The organism is Methylosinus sp. DMC45 (assembly GCF_056313885.1).
Genome location: NZ_JBQUZK010000019.1, coordinates 160,018 through 179,907, shown reverse-complemented (window position 1 = coordinate 179,907; position 19,890 = coordinate 160,018). Strand labels below are relative to the sequence as shown.

The window sequence follows — 19,890 nt, the reverse complement described above, 5'->3', positions numbered from 1 at the left end:
TCGAGATGCGACTGCGAGACTTGGCCCATATCCTCCGCCGCCTGGCGGCGTCCGATGTCGTTCCCGCCGACGCGGGGGGACGGCCGCCGAGCGTCATTCCAGTTTGGAACTCTTCTAATTCGGGGCGCGCGCGCCTTTGCGCCGCGCTGCTGGCGAGCGCCATGCTCGGCTCGCTGTTTCCGCAAATCTCCGCGCCGATCCGCGCGCTGCTCGCCGGCGAGAAAGCCGCCGAGAGCGCCGACGCCAAGGGCGTCGATGGCCTCGTCAAGCTGACGGCCGAGCAGATCGCCGCCGCCAAGATCGCCACGGTCGCGGCCGCCTCCGGCGTGCTGACGCGCGATGTGGCGGCGCCCGCCGTCGTCTCTGTCGATCCCGACCGCATCGGCCGCGTCGCCGCCAAGGTCGCCGGCGTGGTCGCCGAATTGCGCAAGAGGCTCGGCGATCCGGTCGAGAAGGGCGAGGTGATCGCTATCATAGAGAGCCGCGAGGTCGCCGACGCCAAGAGCGACTATCTCGCCGCCAAAGTGGGCCTCGATCTGCAATCGGCGCTGTTTCAGCGTGAGAAAGGGCTCTTCGACAAGAAGATCTCCGCCGAGCAGAATTTCCTGAAAGCCCGCGGCTCTTTTGAGGAGGCGAGGCTCCGAGTCGAGCTGGCGCGGCAGAAGCTCGCCGCGCTCGATCTCTCGGAGGGAGAGATCGCCGCTCTCGCCGGCCAGCCGGTCGGCGAATTGCGCCGCAAGGAGATTCGCGCGCCCATCGCCGGCAAGGTGATCGAGCGCCGCGCCGATCTCGGCCAGCCGGTCGGCGGCGATGCGCAAATCTATGTGGTCGCCGATCTGTCCACGGTCTTCGCCGATATCGCCGTCGCCATCGCCGATCTGCCGTCTGTGCGCGAGGGGCAGAGCGTGCGCCTCTCGCATGACGGCGAGGAGGAGGCCGAGGGCCGCATCGTCTTCATCGGCCCCATGCTCGACCATGAGACGCATTCGGGCCGCGCCGTCGCGTCTTTCGCCAATGCGGATTTCGCGCTTCGTCCCGGCACGGCGATGACGGCGCGCATCACCCTCGAGGAGAAGGGCGCGCGCCTGCGCCTGCCGCGCTCGGCGCTGCTCACTTTCGAGGGCGAGACGGTCGTCTTCGTGCGCGCGCCGGAAGGCTTCGTGAAGCGCAAGGTGGAGACGGGCGCGAGCGACAATGAGGCGATCGAGATCGTCGCGGGTCTCGAGGAGGGGGAGCAGATCGCCGCGACCAATGTCTTCGTGCTGAAGGCGGAACTCGGCAAGTCGCGGCTCGAAGGGTTGGACTGACCGCCCGCCTCGTCGATGACGGCGGCGCGCGACGGGAAATGTGTGACGATAGATGATCGAGCGTTGCATCGCCTTTTCGGTCCGCCAGCGCTGGCTCATCGCGCTGCTGACTCTGCTCGCCTGCCTCATCGGCGCCGCCTCGCTCGATCGCCTGCCGATCGACGCCGTGCCGGACATCACCAATAATCAGGTGCAGATCAACGCCATCGCGCCGGCGTTGTCGCCGACCGAGGTCGAGAAGCAGATCACCTTCCCGATAGAGAATGCGATCGCCGGCATTCCCGGCCTCGAATATACGCGCTCGCTCTCGCGCAACGGCTTCTCGCAGGTGACAGCCGTCTTCGCCGAGAAGCTCGACATTTACTTCGCGCGCCAGCAGGTGAACGAGCGTCTCGCCGAGGCGAAGGAGAATTTCCCCGTTGGCGTCGAGGCGCGCATGGGGCCGATCGCGACCGGCCTCAGCGAAATCTATATGTGGGCGATCCGCTATGCGCCAAAGACGCCGGGCCGCAAATATCTGGACGGCGAGCCGGGCTGGCAGAATGACGGGACCTATCTGACGCCGGACGGACAGCTCCTGCGCAGCGAGCTCGAGCGCTCGGCCTATCTGCGCACCGTGCAGGATTGGATCGTCAAGCCGCAGCTCAAAGTGGTGCCCAACATCGCCAGCATCGATTCGCTCGGCGGCTTCGTGAAGCAGTTCGACGTGCGGCCGGATGCGATGAAGCTCTATTCGCTCGGCCTCTCCTTCGGCGATGTCGCCGCCGCGCTCGAGCGCAATAATCAGAGCCGCGGCGCCGGCTACATAGAGCGCAATGGCGAAGGCTATGTGGTGCGCAGCGGCGGCCGTCTGGAGACGATGGACGATATAGAGCGCGTCGTCGTCTCGACGCGCAATGGCGTGCCTTTGCGCGTGAAGGACATTGCCGAGGTCGGCGTCGGCCGCGAGATGCGCGTCGGCAGCGCCAGCATGGATGGCGAGGAGGTCGTCATCGGCACGGCGCTGATGCTGATCGGCGGCAATAGCCGCTCGGTCTCCGCCGCCGTCGGCGCCAAGCTCGATGTCATTCGCGCCTCGCTGCCGCCGGGAATAGAGGCGAAGACCATCCTCGACCGCACCGTGCTCGTCGACGCGACGATCCGCACCGTCGCCTCCAATCTCGCCGAGGGCGCGCTGCTGGTCATCGTCGTGCTGTTTCTGCTGCTCGGCAATTTCCGCGCGGCGCTCATCACGGCGCTGGTCATTCCAATCACCATGCTGCTGCTCGCCACCGGCATGGTCTATGGCCGCATCAGCGCCAATCTCATGAGCATGGGCGCGCTCGATTTCGGCCTCATCGCCGATGGCGCGGTGATCATCGCCGAGAACAGCCTGCGTCATCTCTTCGAGCGGCGCCATGCGCTCGGCCGCGCGCTCTCGCTCGAGGATCGGCTGCAGACGGTCATCGCCTCCGCCGTGGAGATGATCCGCCCCACCGTCTATGGGCAGGCGATCATCATTCTGGTCTATGTGCCTCTGCTGTCCTTCTCGGGCGTCGAAGGCAAGATGTTCCACCCCATGGCGCTGACGGTGATATTGGCGCTCGCCGCGGCCTTCATCCTCTCGCTCACCTTCGTGCCGGCGATGATCGCCATTCTCGTCTCCGGCCGCATAGAGGAGAGCGAGAACAATTTCATCGCGTCATTGAAGCGCGCCTATCTGCCGCGCTTGCAGAGCGCCATCGCGGCGCCGCGTCGGCCCATCGCCATAGGCGCGGGCGCTTTTCTGCTGGCGCTGCTGCTCGCCTCGCGCCTCGGGCAGGAGTTCATCCCCACGCTCGACGAGAAAAACCTCGCCATGCAGGCGGGCCGCATTCCGAGCGCCTCGCTCACCCAGTCGCAGGCGATGCAGAACGAGGTCGAGAACGCCATTCATCGCGCGCCCGAGGTCGCCTATGTCTTCTCCAAGACCGGCACGGCGGAGGCGGCGACCGACCCCATGCCGCCCAATCTCACCGACACCTATATTTTCTTGAAGCCGCGCGAGGGCTGGGCCGATCCCAAGCTCCCCAAGGAGGAGCTGATCCGCCGCATCGGCGCGAAGGTCTCCGAGCTTCCCGGCAATCTCTATGAATTCTCGCAGCCGATACAGCTGCGCTTCAACGAGCTGCTCGCCGGCGTGCGCGGCGACATAGCGGTGAAAGTGTTCGGCGAAGAATTCGACTCCATGGCCAAGGAGGCGGAGCAGATCGCCGGCGTGCTGCGCGGCGTCTCCGGCGCCGAGGATGTGAAGGTCGAGCAGATCGCGGGCCTGCCCTTCCTCGAGATCAAGATCGACAAGACCGAGATCGCGCATCTCGGCCTCAGCGTCGCGGAAGTGCAGGACGTCATCGGCGCCGCTGTCGGCGGCCAGCGCGCGGGCGTCGTCTTCGAGGGCGATCGGCGCTTTCCTATAATCGTGCGTCTGAAGGACGAATTGCGCCACGACATTCGCGCGCTCGAAAATCTTCCCGTCTCCGTGCGCGGACATGACACGGGGCAGACGCGCACCGTGCCGCTGAAGCAGGTCGCCTCCTTCTCCTTCCATGAGGGGCCGAACCAGATCTCGCGCGAGAATGGCAAGCGCCGCGTCGTCGTCACCGCCAATGTGCGCGGCCGCGACATCGCCTCCGTCGTCGCCGACGCGCAGGACAGGGTGAGAGCGAGAGTCACGCTCGCTTCCGGCGATTGGCTCTCCTGGGGCGGACAGTTCGAGAATCTCGCCGCCGCGCGGCAAAAGCTCGTGCTCGTCGTGCCGCTGTGCTTCTTCCTCATCTTCCTCTTGCTCTATTCGGCGCTCGGCTCGGCGCGTGATGCGCTCATCGTATTCAGCGCCGTGCCTTTGGCGCTGTCCGGCGGCGTCGCCGCGCTCTGGCTGCGCGGAATGCCCATGTCGGTCTCCGCCGCTGTCGGCTTCATCGCGCTTTCCGGCGTCGCCGTGCTCAATGGCCTCGTGATGCGCAGCTATATTCTGCAGCTGGTGCAGCAAGGCCGCGCGCCGCGCGAGGCCATTGTCGAAGGCGCCATGACGCGCTTGCGTCCTGTCGCCATGACGGCGCTCGTCGCCTCGCTCGGCTTTCTGCCCATGGCCTTCGCCACAGGGACGGGCGCGGAAGTGCAGAAGCCCATTGCGACGGTCGTCATCGGCGGTCTGGTCAGCGCGACAGTGCTCACGCTCTTCGTGCTGCCGGCGCTCTATGCGCTGTTCGGCCGCGACGAAGCGGTCGTCGTGGCGGAGGAGGACGTCGTCGCCGAGCCACGAGGCGCCGACGCATGAGAGCCGTTTCCGTCTTCGCTCTGGGGCTCGCGCTGCTGACGCCCGCCGTCGCTTCGGCGGAAACGCTCGCTAGCGCGCTGGCGCGCGCCTATGAGCTCAATCCGACGATCAATTCCGCGCGCGCCGGCCAGCGCGCCAATGACGAGAATGTGCCGCGCGCGCTCGCGCAATTTCGTCCCAGCGTGAGGACAGACGCTTTTCTCGGCGTCGAGCGGCGTCGCTCGGTGCAGAAGTCCTTCGAATACGACAATGGCAATTACCTCGATCCGATATGGGTCGAGAGCATTCAGAACAATCGTGGCGGCGGCCCGCCGCGGTCCGCCGTGCTCAGCGTCGAGCAGCCCTTGTTCGACGGCTTTCGCACGCAGAACGCCGCGCTCGCCGCAGAGACCAATGTGCATGGGGGACGCGAGCGTCTGCGGCTCATGGAGCAGCGGGTGCTGTTCGAAGCCGTCTCCGTCTATATGAACGTGCTGCGCGACACCGCTGCGCTGCGCTTGCAGCAGAACCATGTTTCCGTGCTCGAGGAGCAGCTGCGCCAGACCAAGGAGCGCTATGCGGCCGGCGAGATCACGCCGACCGACATCGCGCAAGCCGAGGCGCGCCTCTCCGCCGGCCGCTCGCAAGCCGCGACGGCGCGCGCCGAGCTCGACGCCGGCCTCGCGCGTTATGCGCAGATCATGGGCGCGGAGGCGAAGCGTCTCGCGCCGGCCGAGCCGATCGATCGCCTGCTGCCGAAGACGCGCGAGGCGGCCGAACGCATCGCGCTCGTCGAGCATCCCGTGGTGCGCGCGGCGCAGCATGACGCCGAGGCCGCCGATCTCGACATAAGGGTGATCGAGAGCGATTTTCTGCCCAGCCTCTCCATGGTCGGCAAGGTCTACACCGAGTCCGATATCGACGGCCGCGGCAATCGCGCCGTCGGCGCGCAGCTGCTCGGCAAGCTGTCGGTGCCGATCTATTCGGGCGGCGGGACCTCGGCGCGGCTGCGCCAGGCGAAAGAGACGGCGGGACAGAAGAAATTCGACGTCGACGCCGCGCGCGCCGAGCTGATGGCGCTGACCCGCGCCAATTGGGGAGGGCTGCAGGCCGCCAAGGCGCAGATCGCCGCCGCCAGCGCGCAGATCGCCGCCGCCGAGCGCGCGCTCGAGGGCGTGCGCGAGGAGGCCAAGGCCGGCAAGCGCACCACGCTGGAGATTTTGAACGCGCAGCAGGAGCTGCTCGGCGCGCGGCTGGCGCTGGTCGTCGCGCAGCGCGACCGCGTCGTCGCCTCCTACGCGGTGCTGGCGGCGATGGGCCGTCTCTCGGCCCAGCAGCTCGGCCTTTCCGTCGCCGCCTATGACGCTTCCGCGCATTTCGAGGCGGTGAAGGATTCCTGGGGCGGCATCGGGGGCGGAATCGAAACGCCCGGCGGCCGCTGAGAGCGACGCTGGGCGCATTTCATCTAGTTGGAACTCGTCATTGCGAGCGAAGCGAAGCAATCCAGAATCGTTGGGCGGCCCCTGGATCGCTTCGTCGCTGCGCTCCTCGCGATGACGGCCGTTCGTCAGTCGCGGCCGGCGGAGCGGCGCTGCTCGCTGTCCGCGGCCTTGTCGGCTTCGGCCTTCTCGCCGGCGGGCGTCGCGCTGGCGGTGGCCGGGAGCGTCCCATTGCCGGCGGCGGCGAGCACCGCCTCGCGGAAGGCGCCTTCGACTGACACGACGAAATTGTAATTCGTCGTCGAATAAGGCCCGATGCGCGAGGGATCATTGCTGCGCCAGCCGACCAGAATGGCGCCGAGCTTGGCGCGCTGCTCGCCCGCCAGAACCGCGCCGCCGGAGGCGCCGTCGCCCGTGCCGCAATCGAAGGCGAACTCGCGCGCGCCGCCCTTCAGCTGATTGGTCTGCGCGCGCAGGCGGCAGGCCTCGAAGGACATTGTCTCGGCGTCGCGCCAATCGGAATGGCCGCGCGAGACGAACTCCACCGTCTGCTCGACGGCGAGCTGATCGGCGAGCTCATAAGGCTTCACATCGTCCAGCGGCTGCGCGAGCCGCGCCACCGCCCAGTCGTTGATCGCCTTGACGGCGTAGGGCTTGGCCGAGCCGGCGACGATCGACGACATATCCACGGCGATGCGACGCTTCTTGCCATCCACCTCGGTGACGAATTGGCAGACGCGCGCGCGCTTGGCGCCGCGCTCGTCGAAGAAGACATGCGCCGCAGTGGTGATGACATTGTTGGAGAGCGTCAGCTGCCCTGCGCCATGCGCGCGGCCGCATTGGATAAGGCCGGAGGCGGCGTGCGACTGCTTCAGCGCGCCGGCGTCGAGCTTTTGACGCGCGGCGTATTGCTCGGCGTTGGCGCGATGCTCGGAGCCGAGCACCAGTACTTTCGTCGGCTCCAGCCGCGCGGCAGCCGAGAATTTCACCTGCTGGGTGACGCCGGCTTCCGCGGTGGAGGTGGCAAATGGCGCAGCCGCCAAGCAAAGGGCGGCCGCGAAAAGACGATATTCGACGTTCTTCATCGCGTCCTCTTGTCTCGTTCGCGATTAGGACTATGCGAGGCCCTTGCAGTTCACAAGCTTGGCAGTAAGCAAAAACACGGACTTCGCCGGAATACCTTCGAAGCGTCACAGAGTCGCCACGCGCGGCCGCGGCCGCCGCGAAATCGCCGCCGTCTGCGGCGCGCGACAGGGGCGGGCGCTTGCGCTATTCACATCGAGACGAGGCGGAGGAGCGCTGTGATGCGAGCGAGGATGAGACGAGCGGCTTTCGCGGGGCTCGCTTTTCTGTCGGCGGCGCCGGCGTGGGCGCGCGCGCCCTGGCCGGATGATTTCGTCGGCCGTCTCGAGGCGCTGGCGCTGATCGAGACGCTGAACGCGGAACTGCTCGCCGGGCGCAGCGCGACATTGGTGCTGGAGAAATGGTGCGCCGACCATCACATGGCCGCGGAGCCGAAGATCGTCGCCCAAGTCGCGCCGGGCGCCGTCGCCGCGCCGAGCGTCGAGCAGCGCGAGCGATTGGCCGTCGGCGCGCAGGAGCCGGTGAAATATCGCCGCGTGGCGCTGCGCTGCGGCGCGCATACGCTTTCGGAAGCCGATAATTGGTATGTGCCGTCGCGCCTCACGCCGGAGATGAACCGCGCGCTGGAGACGAGCGACGCGCCTTTCGGCAAGGTGATCGCGCCGCTGCGGCCGTTCCGCCGCACATTCTCGGCGGAGATGCGCTGGTCGCCGCTGCCGGCCGGCTGGGAGGGCGAGACGCGCGAGACGCTCATGCGCGAGCGGCCGAAGAAAGCGGACCTCGATCCGCCGCACGCGCTGTTCGAGCATCGCGCCATCGTGCATGGCGGCGATGGGAAGCCGATCTCGGAAGTGCGCGAGACCTATACGAGCGAGCTGCTGGATTTCGACGCGGCGGCTGTGCGGGAGTGAATGAGAGCTTCGGGGAGGAGCCCCCTCCCTCACCCTCCCCCGCTTACGCGGGAGAGGGAAGCGGCAGGCGTTGCGCGAAATCTCCATGAAGCGCGGAATCTGCTCCCTCTCCCGCGTAGCGGGGGAGGGTAGGGGAGGGGGCGCTCCCGCCTCAATCCTCCTCTTCGTCGAACATTCCGAATTGCGCCGGCGGGCGCGACGGTTCGGCGAGGCCGAGATGCCGGAAGGCGTGCGGCGTCAGCAGACGGCCGCGCGGCGTGCGTTGCAGAAAGCCCTGCTGCAGCAGGAAGGGCTCGATGATGTCCTCGATCGCGTCGCGCGGCTCGGAGAGGGCGGCGGCGATCGTCTCTATCCCCACCGGGCCGCCGCCGAAATTGACGGCCACCATTTCGAGATAGCGGCGATCCATCACATCGAGCCCGATGCTGTCGACCTCGAGCAGAGCCAGCGAGCGATCGGCCAGCTCGCGCGTCACCTGTCCCGCATTCTCGACAATGGCGAAATCGCGCACGCGGCGCAGCAGGCGTCCGGCGATGCGCGGCGTGCCGCGCGAGCGCCGCGCGATCTCGCGCGCCCCATCCTCGCTCATGGCGACGCCGAGCACGCGCGCGCCGCGCCGCACGATCAGCTCCAATTCTTCCGCCGTGTAGAAATTGAGCCGGATCGGTATGCCGAAACGATCGCGCAGCGGCGTCGTCAGCAGGCCGGCGCGCGTCGTCGCGCCGACGAGGGTGAATTTGGCGAGATCGATCTTCACCGAGCGCGCCGCCGGGCCTTCGCCGATGATGAGATCGAGCTGAAAATCCTCCATGGCCGGATAGAGGATTTCCTCCACCGCCGGATTGAGCCGGTGAATCTCGTCGATGAAGAGAACGTCGCGCGGCTCGAGATTGGTGAGCTGCGCCGCGAGATCGCCGGCCTTGGCGATGACCGGGCCGGAGGTGGAGCGGAAATTGACCCCCAGCTCGCGGGCGACGATCTGCGCCATGGTGGTCTTGCCGAGGCCGGGCGGGCCGACCAGAAGCACATGATCGAGCGCCTCGCCGCGCGTCTTGGCCGCCTCGATGAAGATTTTGAGATTCTTGCGCGCCGCCTCCTGGCCGGTGAAATCGCCGAGCGAGAGCGGACGCAGCGAGGCGTCGGGATCGTCCTCGCGCTTTTCGGGCGTCACCAGGCGGCGGGGAGGGGTGGTCAAAGAATCGGGCTCCGATTGCGTCGATGCGCGGGCCGCCGCGTTATGCTAGACTATACGCCCGGAGAAAAGCCCGTGAGCGGCCCCTCGTCGCAATATGAGCATATGTCCCTCGACGATTTCGAGGAGCTTCTCGCCGACAAGCCCGCGAATGAAAAGTGGGAGCTGATCGGCGGCCGCGTCGTGCGCATGATGGTCGGCGCGCGCTGGGAGCATAATTACATCATCCAGAACCTTTCCTTCGGCATTCGTGAGAGGCTGAGGGCGAATGGCTCGTCGTGCCGGACATTGACCGAGAGCTTCCGGCTGCGAGACGCCCCTATGGATTCATCCACGCTGCCGGATGTGATCGTGCATTGCCGACCGCTCGAGCCCGGCGCGACGTCGCTGAACGATCCGACCGTCCTCGTCGAGGTCATGTCCGAGGGCAGCAAGGCGCGCGACCGTTTCGAGAAATGGGCCGTCTATCAGAAGCTGCCGAGCCTGCGTCATTACGTGCTGGTCGAGCGCGACCGGGCGCATATAGAGACCTTCGATCGGGCAGGCGCGGTCTGGGCCGGCGTGCGCATCCTCGATGGTCTGGAGGCGGAGCTCGATCTGCCGGCGATCGGCGTGAGCGTGCCGCTCGCGGAATTTTATCGGGACGTGGTTTCTATTTAGGTAGGGCGCGATCCTTCTCCCGCCTGCGGGAGAAGGTGGCCCGACGTAGTGGGGTCGGATGAGGGGCCGGCCTTGTCTGCGGAATGACTGCCGCTTTACGTCGAAGAACGGAGGCGCCTGCGCGGACCCTCATCCGACCCTCGCTGACGCGAGGGCCACCTTCTCCCACGAGTGGGAGAAGGTCAATGACGATTGCTATCGCGCGCCGATGCGCCGCCGCGTCTCTATCGTCACCCACACATTCGGGTCTTGCTGCGACTGGCGCTTCACGAAGCGATAGCCGGTCGCGTCCCATGGCTTCACCTCGTCGGCGAGATTGTCCAGCACGAAGTCGCCGCGATTGGTGCGCGCCGTCAGAATCGCATGGCCCTGGTCGTTCTTGTCGCGGACGATGGTCATCAGCAGCGCCTGGCGCGGAAAGCCCATTTCCATCAGCAGCCGGCGCTTCTGCAGCGCGTAGATCTTGCAGTCGCCCTTGCCGTCGGTGGGATAATCCCAATGATCGGCCATCGTGCCCCAATGCTCGAGATTGGAGAGCGGCTGTATCGCGGCGTTCACGGCGCGATTGATCTCGTTCAGCCGCGCCCAGGTCTCGCGCGAGAGGTCGAGATCGGCGGCGGGCAGGGCCGTCTGCTGGCATTCCTGCGGCTGGCGGCCGCAAAAATCCATCCAGCCATAGGGAACGGAGGTGGGCTCGCCGGTGACGACGAAGCTCGCGCGCGGGACCTCCGCGCGTGCGGCCGAGGCGCTGAAGACGATGAGCGCCAGAGCGAGCGGACTCAAGACGCGAATGAGAAAATAGGCCACGCGATCCCCCGAAGCCGGCGTGGAGCGCCGCAGCCCGCCGCTACGGAGCGCCTCGCCATCGAGGCCGAGAATGCGCGCGGCCCTTTTGCCCGCTCGCCAATTCGAATGCTCGGATTTTAGCGATCCTGCGTTTTTCCCCGCGCCGTTGACCCTCGCGCTGTCGGCGCAATCTGACAGAAGCGGTCGCCTTCCCTTTTCCCCTGGAGAAAGAAGCAAATGGCCACTGCAAAGAAGCGCGAGACCGCCGCGCGTCCGACCCCCTCTTTCGGTAATCCCGATCTTCCGCCGCAGGGCGCGATCAATGCGCGAAACAAAGCCAGCCTCACCGATCCCGGCCCGCGCAGCGAGGCGATCGGCGGGCAGTTTCCTTCGGCTCAGTTTCCGCCGCCCACCGACGTCAGCGACATGCCCATGTTCTGGGCGTCGTTCAACAATGCGCCCAAGCGCGTGCAGAACGGCGGCTGGGCGCGGCAGGTGACGCAATATGATTTCGCCATCGCCGAGGAGATTTCCGGCGTCGACATGCGCCTCACCGCCGGCGGCATAAGGGAGATGCATTGGCACCTCGCCGCCGAATGGGGCTATGTCTCCTATGGCTCCTGCCGCATCACCGTGCTCGACGATCAGGGCCGCGCCTATGTCTCCGATGTGAAGGAGGGGGATATTTGGTATTTTCCCGCCGGCCAGCCGCATTCGCTACAGGGGCTGGGGCCGGACGGCTGCGAGTTCCTGCTCTGCTTCGACGACGGCAAGGCGACCGAATACAACACTCTGCTCGTGACCGACTGGATCGCCCATACGCCGCCCGAGATTCTCGCCGCCAATTTCGGCCTGCCGGCCGAGACCTTCGCCAATATCCCGCTCAATCAGCTCTATATTTTCCAAGGCGAGGTCCCCGGTCCCTTGGCCGCGGATCAGGCCTCGTCGGCGCAAGGGGAGGGGGCGCCGCCCTATCCCTATACTTTCTCGCTGAAGGGCAGCGCCGCCGCCAAAAAGACCAAGGGCGGGGAGGTGCGCGTCGCGGACAGCGATAATTTCAAGGTCTCCTCCACCATAGCCGCGGCGCTGGTCACGCTCGCGCCGGGCGCGCTGCGCGAGATGCATTGGCATCCCAATGGCGACGAATGGCAATATTGGATCAAAGGCCATGGCCGCATGACCCTTTTCGACGCCGGACCCAAGGCGGTGACGCAGGATTTCCACGCCGGCGACATCGGCTATGTGAAGCGCGCCCATGGGCATTATGTGCAGAATGTCGGCGATACGGAGCTGCAGTTTCTCGAGGTGTTCCGCGCCGCGCATTTCCGCGACGTGTCGCTCACCGACTGGCTCACCCATACGCCGCCGGCCATGGTCGCCCAGCATTTGAACATAGACGAGGCGACCATCGCCAAATTCCCGCGCGGCAAGCCTATCGTCATGCCGTGAGATCGCAGGTATGATAATACCTATGCGGGCTTTCGCCGGGAAATGCGGGCTTTTCGGGCGCTCACGGGCGCCCGATTCCGTTTGACAGGGGCGGCGCGGTCGCTTATCACCCAGCGATCCCACGGGCGCGGACCCGAAAAGAACGGAAATAGCTCTCCCATGTTTGGCAAGACCTATTCGGCGAAGCCCGCCGAAGTGCAGAAGAAATGGGTGCTGATCGACGCCAAGGGCCTCGTCGTCGGCCGCCTCGCCAGCCTCATCGCGCTGCGTCTGCGCGGCAAGCACAAGGCGACCTTCACCCCCCATGTCGATGACGGCGACAACATCATCGTCGTGAACGCCGACAAGGTGATCCTCACCGGCCGCAAGCGCGACCAGAAGGTCTACCATCATCACACGGGCTTCCCGGGCGGCATCAAGGAGCGCTCGGCCAAGTTCATCCTCGAGGGCCGCTTCCCGGAGCGTATCGTCGAGAAGGCGGTGCAGCGTATGCTGCCGCGCGGCCCGCTCGGCCGCAAGCAGCTCGGCAATCTGCGCGTCTACAAGGGGCCGGACCATCCGCATGTCGCTCAGACTCCCGAGCCGCTGGACGTCGCCGCCCTCAATCCCAAGAATGCCCGCAACGGCAAGAACGCTAAGAGCGCCTGACCATGGCCGAGACCACGCTTTCCTCTCTCTCCGAGCTCAATCAGGCGACGGTCGCGGCAGCGTCCGAGGCGCCGAAATATGAGCAGAAGCTCGACAAATACGGCCGCGCCTACGCCACTGGCAAGCGCAAGAACGCCGTCGCCCGCGTGTGGATCAAGCCCGGCACGGGCAAGATCACCGTCAACGGCCGCGACGTCGCCGTCTATTTTGCGCGTCCGGTGCTGCGCATGATCCTGCAGCAGCCGCTCGGCGTCGCCAATCGCGTCGACCAATACGACCTCGTCGTGTCGGTGGCGGGCGGCGGCCTCTCCGGCCAGGCCGGCGCCGTGCGTCATGGTCTTGCAAAGGCGCTCACCCATTATGAGCCCGAGCTCCGCAGCGCGCTGAAGCGCGAGGGCTTCTTGACCCGCGACTCGCGCGTGGTCGAGCGTAAGAAATACGGCAAGCGCAAAGCCCGCCGCAGCTTCCAGTTCTCGAAGCGCTGATTATCTCTCGATCGGCGATACGGGCGACAAAGGGCGGCGCGAGCCGCCCTTTTTATTTGTCTCACGGGAATCGGAACCAAGACCAATGGCGAAAATCTTCATCGACGGCGACAGCGGCACCACGGGCCTCGAGATCCGCGAGAAGCTCGCGGGCGCGCCGAATCTGGAACTCGTCTCCATCGCGCCGGAGCTGCGCAAGGAGGTCTCCGCCAAGCGCGACATTCTCGCGCGCGTCGATGTCGCCATTCTCTGCCTGCCGGACGCCGCGGCCAAGGAGACAGTCGCGCTCGCCGATGAATTGGGCGCCGCCGGCCCGCGCATTCTCGACGCCTCCACCGCGCATCGCGTCGTGTCCGGCTGGACCTATGGTTTTCCCGAGCTCGCGCCCGGCCAGGCGGAAGCGATCCGCAAGGCGCGGCGCGTCGCCAATCCCGGCTGCTACGCCACCGGCGCGATCGCGCTGCTGCGGCCGCTCGTCGATGCGGGGCTGATCGCCGCGCAGGATGCGCTGACGATCAACGCCGTCTCCGGCTATTCCGGCGGCGGCAAGCAGATGATCGAGGCCTATGAGAAAGGCGAGGCGCCGGCCTTCGAGCTCTACGGCCTCTCGCTCGAGCATAAGCATTTGCCGGAGATCGCCGCCTATTCGGGGCTCGCCGCACCGCCGCTGTTCGCGCCGTCGGTCGGCAATTTCCGACAGGGAATGCTGGTTTCGATTCCGCTCCAGCTCGACGCGCTCTCCGCGCGGCCCCGCGCGGTCGATCTCGAGGCGGCGCTGGCGCGGCACTATGCGGGCGCGACTTATGTGCGCGTCATGCCGGCGCCCAAGTCCGGCCGTCTCGATCCGCTCGCCTTGAACGGAACCAATGATCTCGAAATCTTCGTCTTCGCGCGCGAGGAGAGCCGCCATGCGCTGCTCGTCGCGCGGCTCGACAATCTCGGCAAAGGCGCGTCCGGCGCGGCCGTGCAGAATCTGGCGCTGATGCTGGGGGACGCGTGAGCTGAGTTCTTTCGACCGCGCCGAGCGATCGGCGCGGTTTTGAATGTTCGACGTCAGTCGTCGTCTGCCACGGACTCGGCGTCACGCAGACGACGCGCATGCAGCGTCGCGACGGCCAGAACGCCCATCGCCAGCGCCTGATGCGCGAGGCCGGCCCACAGCGGCACGACGAGCAGAAGCGTCGTTATGCCGAGCACGACTTGCGCGCTCACATGGCCGAACAAGAGCCCGGCGCCGCGCGCCGCGCGTCCGCCCGCCGTGCCGGCCGCGTCGATGAGATGAAACAGCGACAGCGCGAAAATCACATAAGCGATCATGCGATGATCGAATTGCACCAGCGCGACATTATCGACGAGATTGCTCCACCAGGGCGAGAGCCGCAGCAGCTCGTCCGTGGGCGGAACGAAGCTGTCGTCCATCAGCGGCCAAGTATTGTAGGCGTAGCCGGCGCGCAGCCCGGCGACCAGCGCGCCGGCGCCGATCTGCGCGAGCACGAGAAAGAGCAGAAGATTTGCGAAAAAGGAGAGCCGCCGGCGCCCGCTCGCGACAATGATGCGCGTCCCATAGCCGAGCCCGCCCGCGACCCACAGACATGCGGCGAAGATGAAGGCCGCGAGCAGCAGATGAATGGCGAGCCGCTCCTGCGCCACCTCGACGCGATTGACGAGTCCAGAGGACACCATCCACCAGCCGACCCCGCCCTGCAGCGCGCCCAGCGCCAATATTCCGATGAGCTTCGGCTTCACAGCTTTCGGCAGCCGTCCGCGCAGCCAGAACCAGGCCAGCGGAACGGCGAAAGCGAAGCCGATGATGCGGCCGAGCAGACGATGGCTCCACTCCCAGGCGAAAATCGTCTTGAACTGCGCGAGGTCCATGTTCGGGAACATCTCGCGATACTGCGGGATCTTCTTGTAATCCTCGAAGGCGGCTGACCATTGCGCCTCCGAGAGTGGTGGAAGAACGCCCGTTATCGGCTTCCATTCGGTGATGGAGAGGCCCGATTCGGTGAGCCGCGTCGCGCCGCCCACCACCACCATGGCGAAGACCAGCGCCGCTATGACGAGCAGCCACAGGCGAACGTCGGTCGCGCTCTCCTCGCTCGGCGGCGCGACGATGGCGGGCGTGGGAGCGGGAAATTGGATCCAGTCGGTCATGGGGCGGCTCGATGTGAGAGGCTCTCGCGCGCCAATTAAGGGGAGCCGCGCGCCCTTGTCCACGGGGCCGCGGGACCGAAACGCCGAGGGCGAGAATTTTCCGGCTGAAAAACGCCACGTCAGGGAGGAAAATAGAAGCGCGCGAATCGTCGCGCGGGCAGGGAGCGGAGCGCAGATTTTGACCGCCAAGACCGACGGCGCCTTCCGCACGATCGGCGAGGTCGCGGAAAGCCTCGACCTTCCGCCGCATGTGCTGCGCTTTTGGGAGACGCGCTTTTCCGAGATCGAGCCGGTCAAGCGCGCCGGCGGACGGCGCTACTACCGGCCGCGCGATGTCGAGCTGGTCGCCGCGATTCGCCATTTGCTCTACGGCCGCGGCTATACGATCAAAGGCGTGCAGCGCCTGCTGCGCGAGCAGGGCGTGCGCGCGGTGATCGAGAGCGCCCGTGGCGGCGCCGGGCCGGAGCGCGGCGATTTCGACGAGCCCGAGCCGCAGGCCGCCGAGGCGCCGCTCTTCTCCTATGGCGAATCGCGGGCGCGGCCGGAGCCGTCACGCTCGTTTTGCGCGCCGGAAATCCATGAGGAGGACGCGCCGAGGGCCTCCACCTCTCTCGTCGCGCTCGCGCCGCGCGAGCCGCCGCCCATGCTGACGCTGCCCGCCGTGCGCCTTTCCGAGGCGCCCGCCGCCGGCCTGCGCCCGCAGGATGAGCGGCTATTGCGGCAGGCGCTGGCCGATCTCGCCGAATGCCGCCGCATGCTGGAGCTGACGCGGCGGTGAATTCCTCGCTTCTTCTGCGCTGTCATGCGTTGCCAGCGGCTTCGCCGGCCTCTATAAGGGCGGCCATCGGAGTGTAGCGCAGCCCGGTTAGCGCACTTGTCTGGGGGACAAGGGGTCGTGGGTTCGAATCCCGCCACTCCGACCATTTCCATTCTGTTCCCCTTTGCATTCAGTGCGTTACTAGAAAATTCGTCAAACCCTGCCGTCCGGTTTGACAGGATTTGTTCACGATCCCTCCTTCTTTCCGAACGCCGCTATGACCTTGCCGGTCGCCGCGCGGGCGAGTCGCGCCTGTTCGGCGGCGCGCGTGTAGCGCTCCACCTCGGCGAGAGTCCGGTGTCCGGTGATCGATGCGATTTCGTGGGTCGTGCAGCCGGCCTCGGCCAGTCGCCGCGCCGCGGCCTTGCGAAGCCCGTGCAGGGACAATTCATCGGAGAGCTTGGCCGAGCGCACGGCCTCTCGGAACCAGTTGCCGAGGCCGGCAGGCGTGAACGGCGCGCCTGTCCCGGTCGCGAGGAAGGTCAACCGATCTTGCGGAAGGGCGTCCAGCACGGCCCGCAGCTCCGAGACGATCGGAATAGCGACGACGGCGCCGGTTTTCGACTGCTTGACGGTCAGAGCGCCGGCCGAGATATGGCGCCAGCCCATGCGGCAGAGGTCGCCGCGGCGCTGCCCGGTATTCACCGCCAGCTCGAAGGCAAGTCGCTCGCGCGAGTCGAGAGGCCAGTGCGTTCGGAAGGTGGAGATATCGTCTTCGTTCCAGGTGACGAATCCGCCGACCTTGTGCTTGAGGCGTTTGACGCCAATCGTCGGATTGTCAGGCCGCAGTTCCTCGGCGACGGCATGGTCCATCAGTAGCGAGATCATGCCGAGCAGGCGATTCGCCGCGTCAGGCGTGCCGGCCTTTTCCGTCACGATCGCCCGGACATGGCGCGCCTGCATTCCTGCTACGCTCTTGTTCCCGTGCTCTTCGCGGAAGTGCTCGAGGATGTTGCGGTAGACCCGCGCCGTTGTCGGCCGCAGCGTCGTGAAGCCCGGCGAACGGTAGTAGCTGACGATCAGCGCATTGATGGTTCCGGGAACAGTCCGCGACGCGCCGAGTTCCTTCGGTTTCCCATTCGTCGCCTCATGATACGCCGCGAGAAATTCTGGTCCGCCGTAGGGGCCAGGGAGAGAGACGCGCGGGAAGCCCGGCTTACGGAAATAGAATCGCAGCCGCCCATGCCGATCGATGAAGCGTTGAACGAAGGGGAAGTCCTTGCGAGGCATGGTCAATCCCAATCAGATGGCGCGTTCGGCGCAGTGGTCCCGTCGTGCGGCAGATGATCGGCGAAGGCGTCGAGTTCGTCGCGGTCCCACACTTTGAACGAATGCAGCTTCTTCGGCGCGGGGATAACGCCATCCTTCACGAGCTTGTCGAAAGTCACGGCCGATACGTCGAGATAGACGGCCGCGCGCTCGCGGCGGAGCAGCCGAGGCGTGATGCTGTGCTTCGATCGCGTCGCGCTCGTCATGGCTTTGATCCCTCGCCGAGCCTTGGCAATTCGTCGAGTTTTCCAGCAAGAAGCGCTCCGACATAGATAATCGGAAGCGCATTCATTTCGGTGGACCGGCGCAGCCGAGGGGGTTGTGGCGCCGAATACGCGCGGATTTCGTCCTCGGTCGGTTGCCTCTTATCCTTCGTCCATTCTGGCGGTGACTCGTTAGAGCCATAGTCCGCTTGAACGGATTTGTAGTCGCCCTTGCTATGGATGTAGCTCATCGAGATTCGCGCGTGCGTCGATGGCGACGTGAGCAATATTTTGATGCTGTCGAGCGCATAGAAATCGCCCAATTCCCGAACCAAACGGCCCTCGGCCGCAAGAGTGAGCAAAAGGGTGAAAGCATCTATAAAGGTGTGATCGGGAGGAAGTTCGGCCAACTCCCTAATCCCATAATTCTCCCACACATTCGCGGAGCCTATCCCCCGAACATCGTCCGGGTAATGCTGATGCCAGTGAGCGCGATGCTCTTGCGTCTGCATATACCGCCGCACGGTGTCGACACTGTCCTTGACGCGAGGACTCCCGAGAATGGCGGTCAGAATGTGCGCAGCGTCGCGCGGCGTCACTTTGGCCGCTGAAGGCCCGCGACCGCTTTTTGAGCGAAGCCCCGCGACGACGAGATTGCGGTCGTGCTGCGTCACGGTCGCCTCGTCCTCGCCCGTCGTCGCGGCAATCACCTTCACTAGTTCGCCAGGGGTCGCCATCTTGCCTCGCTCCACTCCATTCGAGTAAACTCCGAATTGGAGCGCGCGTCAATGCCATTCTGGGTTAGCTCGAATGGTGTTGCATCCTCAAGCGCGACCGCCCGTGATAGGATATGACTGGCATGACTGCTAGTCCGAAGCCGGCGGCCAGAAATTTTGGAGAGAAACAAATGTTTGAGATTGGAAAGACGTACGAAATATATATTGGTCATGGAGAGGGACACGAGCGCTATTGGATTACTGTAGAAAAATATGAACACCCACTTATAAAGACGGCTGCTGTAATAATTGACGAGGATAGCAAATTTTATGTAGGTAGTGGGCCTAATAAAATCCCTTCTGAAATAATAAATGTATCCTCCGCCCACTTCATTAAAGCCATTCTCAAAGAGGACTAGCCCTCTCCCACGCGGGAGAGGGCACGCGCTTAGCTTTCCCAATCCAGGCGCTTGTAGGCCGCCGCCAATGCCTCGGGCGGCAGGCCCGCGGCCTTCGCGTCGGCCATCGCCGAGATCAGTGTTGAGAGCGCCCGCGCCGCGCCGCCCGAATCGAACGCCTGAGTCGGCCGCAGCACGTCCAGCTTGACCTCGCCGCCGAGCTTGGCGCTCGCCTCTTCGGCGACGAGCTCGGCGATCGGCTGTAGCGTCCAGGCCGCCAAATGCCGTTGAGATTCGCGCACCATCGGCCCGGTCGTCTGGTGGTAGAGAAGGCCCGGCAGCACGCCGAATGCGCCGCAGATAGCCTCTCGGGCCGCCGCAAGCGTCTCACCAGTCATCGCGCGGGAGAGGTCGGGCGTAACGTCCTGCGGCTTCCAATCCGCCGCCGGAGCCGGCCCGCCGGCCGCCTGGACGTTCACAGACTCACGTAGCAGCACCTTGCCTCGCCGGCCCCGGAAGCCCCGGCCGAGCGTTTCCATGTCCGTTTCGCTGCTTTCAGGAAAAGGAACTATTTGGCTTCCGAGCGGGGCGTTCTCATAGACCTCGGCAAGCGCCGTCTCGAGGCTGTTCAAGAGCCCCGCCGTCAGGGCCGAGCGCCGGAGCGGCGCCGAGCCCAGCCATGGCGTCGCCACGTCGGCTCCGACGCGAAAATGCAGCACTTCATCGGCGAGCGCCGTTTGCGTGGTGCCGCCGCCGGCTTCGGACACACTGAGACGATAGGCCGTAGGAACGCCGCCGCGCGTGCGCAGATCCCAGTCGGCGCAGGCGACGAGCCGGTCTCGGATCAAAAACACGGCCTCGCCGCGCAAGGCGAGAGATCGCCCTATCAGCGCGAGCGCGCGGCGATCGATCAGTGGCGCGCCGGTCACATCGGCGAGACTGAATCCGTTCTCCCATAGTGAGACACAGCTCTGCGCTGTTGCGGTCAGCTCGGCGAGGCCCGAGCGGCCCGAGATATAGGACTCGCGCGCGGCCATTATCTCGGCCGTGAAGCCGCTCGCCGCGCTGCGCTTCTCTGTCTTCGTCCAAGGCCATCGCC

Annotated in this window: 19 protein-coding genes and 1 tRNA gene; 12 read left to right on the top strand and 8 right to left on the bottom strand. The window is 65.8% G+C overall.

Translation table 11 applies throughout. The features are described 5' to 3' along the window. Positions 1–5 precede the first annotated feature (5 nt). From ACT53T_RS05455 to ACT53T_RS05445, 3 genes are read left to right on the top strand one after another with little or no spacing between them, the layout of a single operon-like run. Positions 6–1,307, top strand: a complete 1,302-nt coding sequence (locus ACT53T_RS05455) for an efflux RND transporter periplasmic adaptor subunit (protein ID WP_476160444.1) — start codon at positions 6–8, stop codon at positions 1,305–1,307. 52 nt (positions 1,308–1,359) lie between these two features. Next, the gene (locus ACT53T_RS05450; protein WP_476160443.1) at positions 1,360–4,602 is read left to right on the top strand and encodes an efflux RND transporter permease subunit; all 3,243 of its coding nucleotides are present in this window, start codon (positions 1,360–1,362) and stop codon (positions 4,600–4,602) included. Then, positions 4,599–6,023 (top strand): TolC family outer membrane protein, encoded by a 1,425-nt coding sequence (locus tag ACT53T_RS05445; protein ID WP_476160442.1) that lies wholly within the window; start codon positions 4,599–4,601, stop codon positions 6,021–6,023. Before ACT53T_RS05450 ends, ACT53T_RS05445 begins: the two co-directional genes overlap by 4 nt. Before the next feature lie 125 nt (positions 6,024–6,148). On the opposite strand, the gene ACT53T_RS05440 is transcribed toward ACT53T_RS05445, so the two are convergent. Further along, on the bottom strand, positions 6,149–7,105 hold the full coding sequence (locus ACT53T_RS05440) for a trypsin-like serine protease (protein ID WP_476160441.1): 957 nt from the start codon (positions 7,103–7,105) through the stop codon (positions 6,149–6,151). 231 nt (positions 7,106–7,336) lie between these two features. Between ACT53T_RS05440 and ACT53T_RS05435 the strand changes: the two genes are divergently transcribed. Continuing rightward, positions 7,337–8,014, top strand: coding sequence for a hypothetical protein (locus ACT53T_RS05435; protein WP_476160440.1), 678 nt, complete (start codon positions 7,337–7,339; stop codon positions 8,012–8,014). A gap of 151 nt (positions 8,015–8,165) precedes the next feature. Here ACT53T_RS05435 and ruvB read toward each other — a convergent pair whose 3' ends face one another. After that, positions 8,166–9,209 carry a Holliday junction branch migration DNA helicase RuvB gene (ruvB, locus tag ACT53T_RS05430; protein ID WP_476160439.1) on the bottom strand — a complete coding sequence of 348 codons (1,044 nt, stop codon included), beginning with the start codon at positions 9,207–9,209 and terminating at the stop codon, positions 8,166–8,168. 72 nt (positions 9,210–9,281) lie between these two features. Here ruvB and ACT53T_RS05425 point away from each other — a divergent pair, with 72 nt between their 5' ends. Continuing rightward, positions 9,282–9,866 (top strand): Uma2 family endonuclease, encoded by a 585-nt coding sequence (locus ACT53T_RS05425; RefSeq protein ID WP_476160438.1) that lies wholly within the window; start codon positions 9,282–9,284, stop codon positions 9,864–9,866. 195 nt (positions 9,867–10,061) lie between these two features. Here ACT53T_RS05425 and ACT53T_RS05420 read toward each other — a convergent pair whose 3' ends face one another. Continuing rightward, positions 10,062–10,673: a transglutaminase-like cysteine peptidase gene (locus ACT53T_RS05420; RefSeq protein WP_476160437.1), complete on the bottom strand. Its 612-nt coding sequence runs from the start codon at positions 10,671–10,673 to the stop codon at positions 10,062–10,064. 216 nt (positions 10,674–10,889) lie between these two features. Here ACT53T_RS05420 and ACT53T_RS05415 point away from each other — a divergent pair, with 216 nt between their 5' ends. The 4 genes from ACT53T_RS05415 to argC all read left to right on the top strand — a co-directional run bounded on the left by ACT53T_RS05415 (position 10,890) and on the right by argC (position 14,234). Next, the gene (locus ACT53T_RS05415; protein ID WP_018266209.1) at positions 10,890–12,101 is read left to right on the top strand and encodes a cupin domain-containing protein; all 1,212 of its coding nucleotides are present in this window, start codon (positions 10,890–10,892) and stop codon (positions 12,099–12,101) included. Positions 12,102–12,260: 159 nt separating this feature from the next. Then, positions 12,261–12,749, top strand: coding sequence for a 50S ribosomal protein L13 (gene rplM / locus ACT53T_RS05410; RefSeq protein WP_400769091.1), 489 nt, complete (start codon positions 12,261–12,263; stop codon positions 12,747–12,749). A gap of 2 nt (positions 12,750–12,751) precedes the next feature. Continuing rightward, the gene (gene rpsI, locus ACT53T_RS05405; protein ID WP_400769089.1) at positions 12,752–13,234 is read left to right on the top strand and encodes a 30S ribosomal protein S9; all 483 of its coding nucleotides are present in this window, start codon (positions 12,752–12,754) and stop codon (positions 13,232–13,234) included. An 85-nt stretch (positions 13,235–13,319) separates the two neighbouring features. Then, on the top strand, positions 13,320–14,234 hold the full coding sequence (gene argC / locus ACT53T_RS05400) for an N-acetyl-gamma-glutamyl-phosphate reductase (protein WP_476160436.1): 915 nt from the start codon (positions 13,320–13,322) through the stop codon (positions 14,232–14,234). A gap of 53 nt (positions 14,235–14,287) precedes the next feature. Here argC and ACT53T_RS05395 read toward each other — a convergent pair whose 3' ends face one another. Beyond that, positions 14,288–15,388, bottom strand: a complete 1,101-nt coding sequence (locus tag ACT53T_RS05395) for a COX15/CtaA family protein (protein ID WP_476160435.1) — start codon at positions 15,386–15,388, stop codon at positions 14,288–14,290. 178 nt (positions 15,389–15,566) lie between these two features. Between ACT53T_RS05395 and ACT53T_RS05390 the strand changes: the two genes are divergently transcribed. Both ACT53T_RS05390 and ACT53T_RS05385 read left to right on the top strand, forming a co-directional pair. Continuing rightward, entirely contained in the window at positions 15,567–16,166 is a 600-nt protein-coding gene (locus ACT53T_RS05390) for a MerR family transcriptional regulator (protein WP_476160434.1), read from the top strand. 67 nt (positions 16,167–16,233) lie between these two features. Beyond that, positions 16,234–16,311, top strand: a tRNA-Pro gene (locus tag ACT53T_RS05385). A gap of 80 nt (positions 16,312–16,391) precedes the next feature. Here ACT53T_RS05385 and ACT53T_RS05380 read toward each other — a convergent pair. The 3 genes from ACT53T_RS05380 to ACT53T_RS05370 are packed head-to-tail and all read right to left on the bottom strand — an operon-like array spanning position 16,392 to position 18,414. After that, positions 16,392–17,435, bottom strand: coding sequence for a tyrosine-type recombinase/integrase (locus ACT53T_RS05380; RefSeq protein WP_476160433.1), 1,044 nt, complete (start codon positions 17,433–17,435; stop codon positions 16,392–16,394). Positions 17,436–17,437: 2 nt separating this feature from the next. Next, positions 17,438–17,680 carry a helix-turn-helix transcriptional regulator gene (locus tag ACT53T_RS05375; RefSeq protein WP_476160432.1) on the bottom strand — a complete coding sequence of 81 codons (243 nt, stop codon included), beginning with the start codon at positions 17,678–17,680 and terminating at the stop codon, positions 17,438–17,440. Next, positions 17,677–18,414, bottom strand: coding sequence for a hypothetical protein (locus ACT53T_RS05370; protein WP_476160431.1), 738 nt, complete (start codon positions 18,412–18,414; stop codon positions 17,677–17,679). Before ACT53T_RS05370 ends, ACT53T_RS05375 begins: the two co-directional genes overlap by 4 nt. Positions 18,415–18,536: 122 nt before the next feature. Between ACT53T_RS05370 and ACT53T_RS05365 the strand changes: the two genes are divergently transcribed. Continuing rightward, positions 18,537–18,812, top strand: a complete 276-nt coding sequence (locus tag ACT53T_RS05365) for a hypothetical protein (protein WP_476160430.1) — start codon at positions 18,537–18,539, stop codon at positions 18,810–18,812. A 29-nt stretch (positions 18,813–18,841) separates the two neighbouring features. Here the strand turns inward: ACT53T_RS05365 and ACT53T_RS05360 are convergent, their stop codons facing one another. Further along, a complete protein-coding gene (locus ACT53T_RS05360) occupies positions 18,842–19,828 on the bottom strand; it encodes a phage portal protein (protein WP_476160429.1) in 987 nt (328 codons plus the stop codon). Positions 19,829–19,890: the final 62 nt, after the last annotated feature.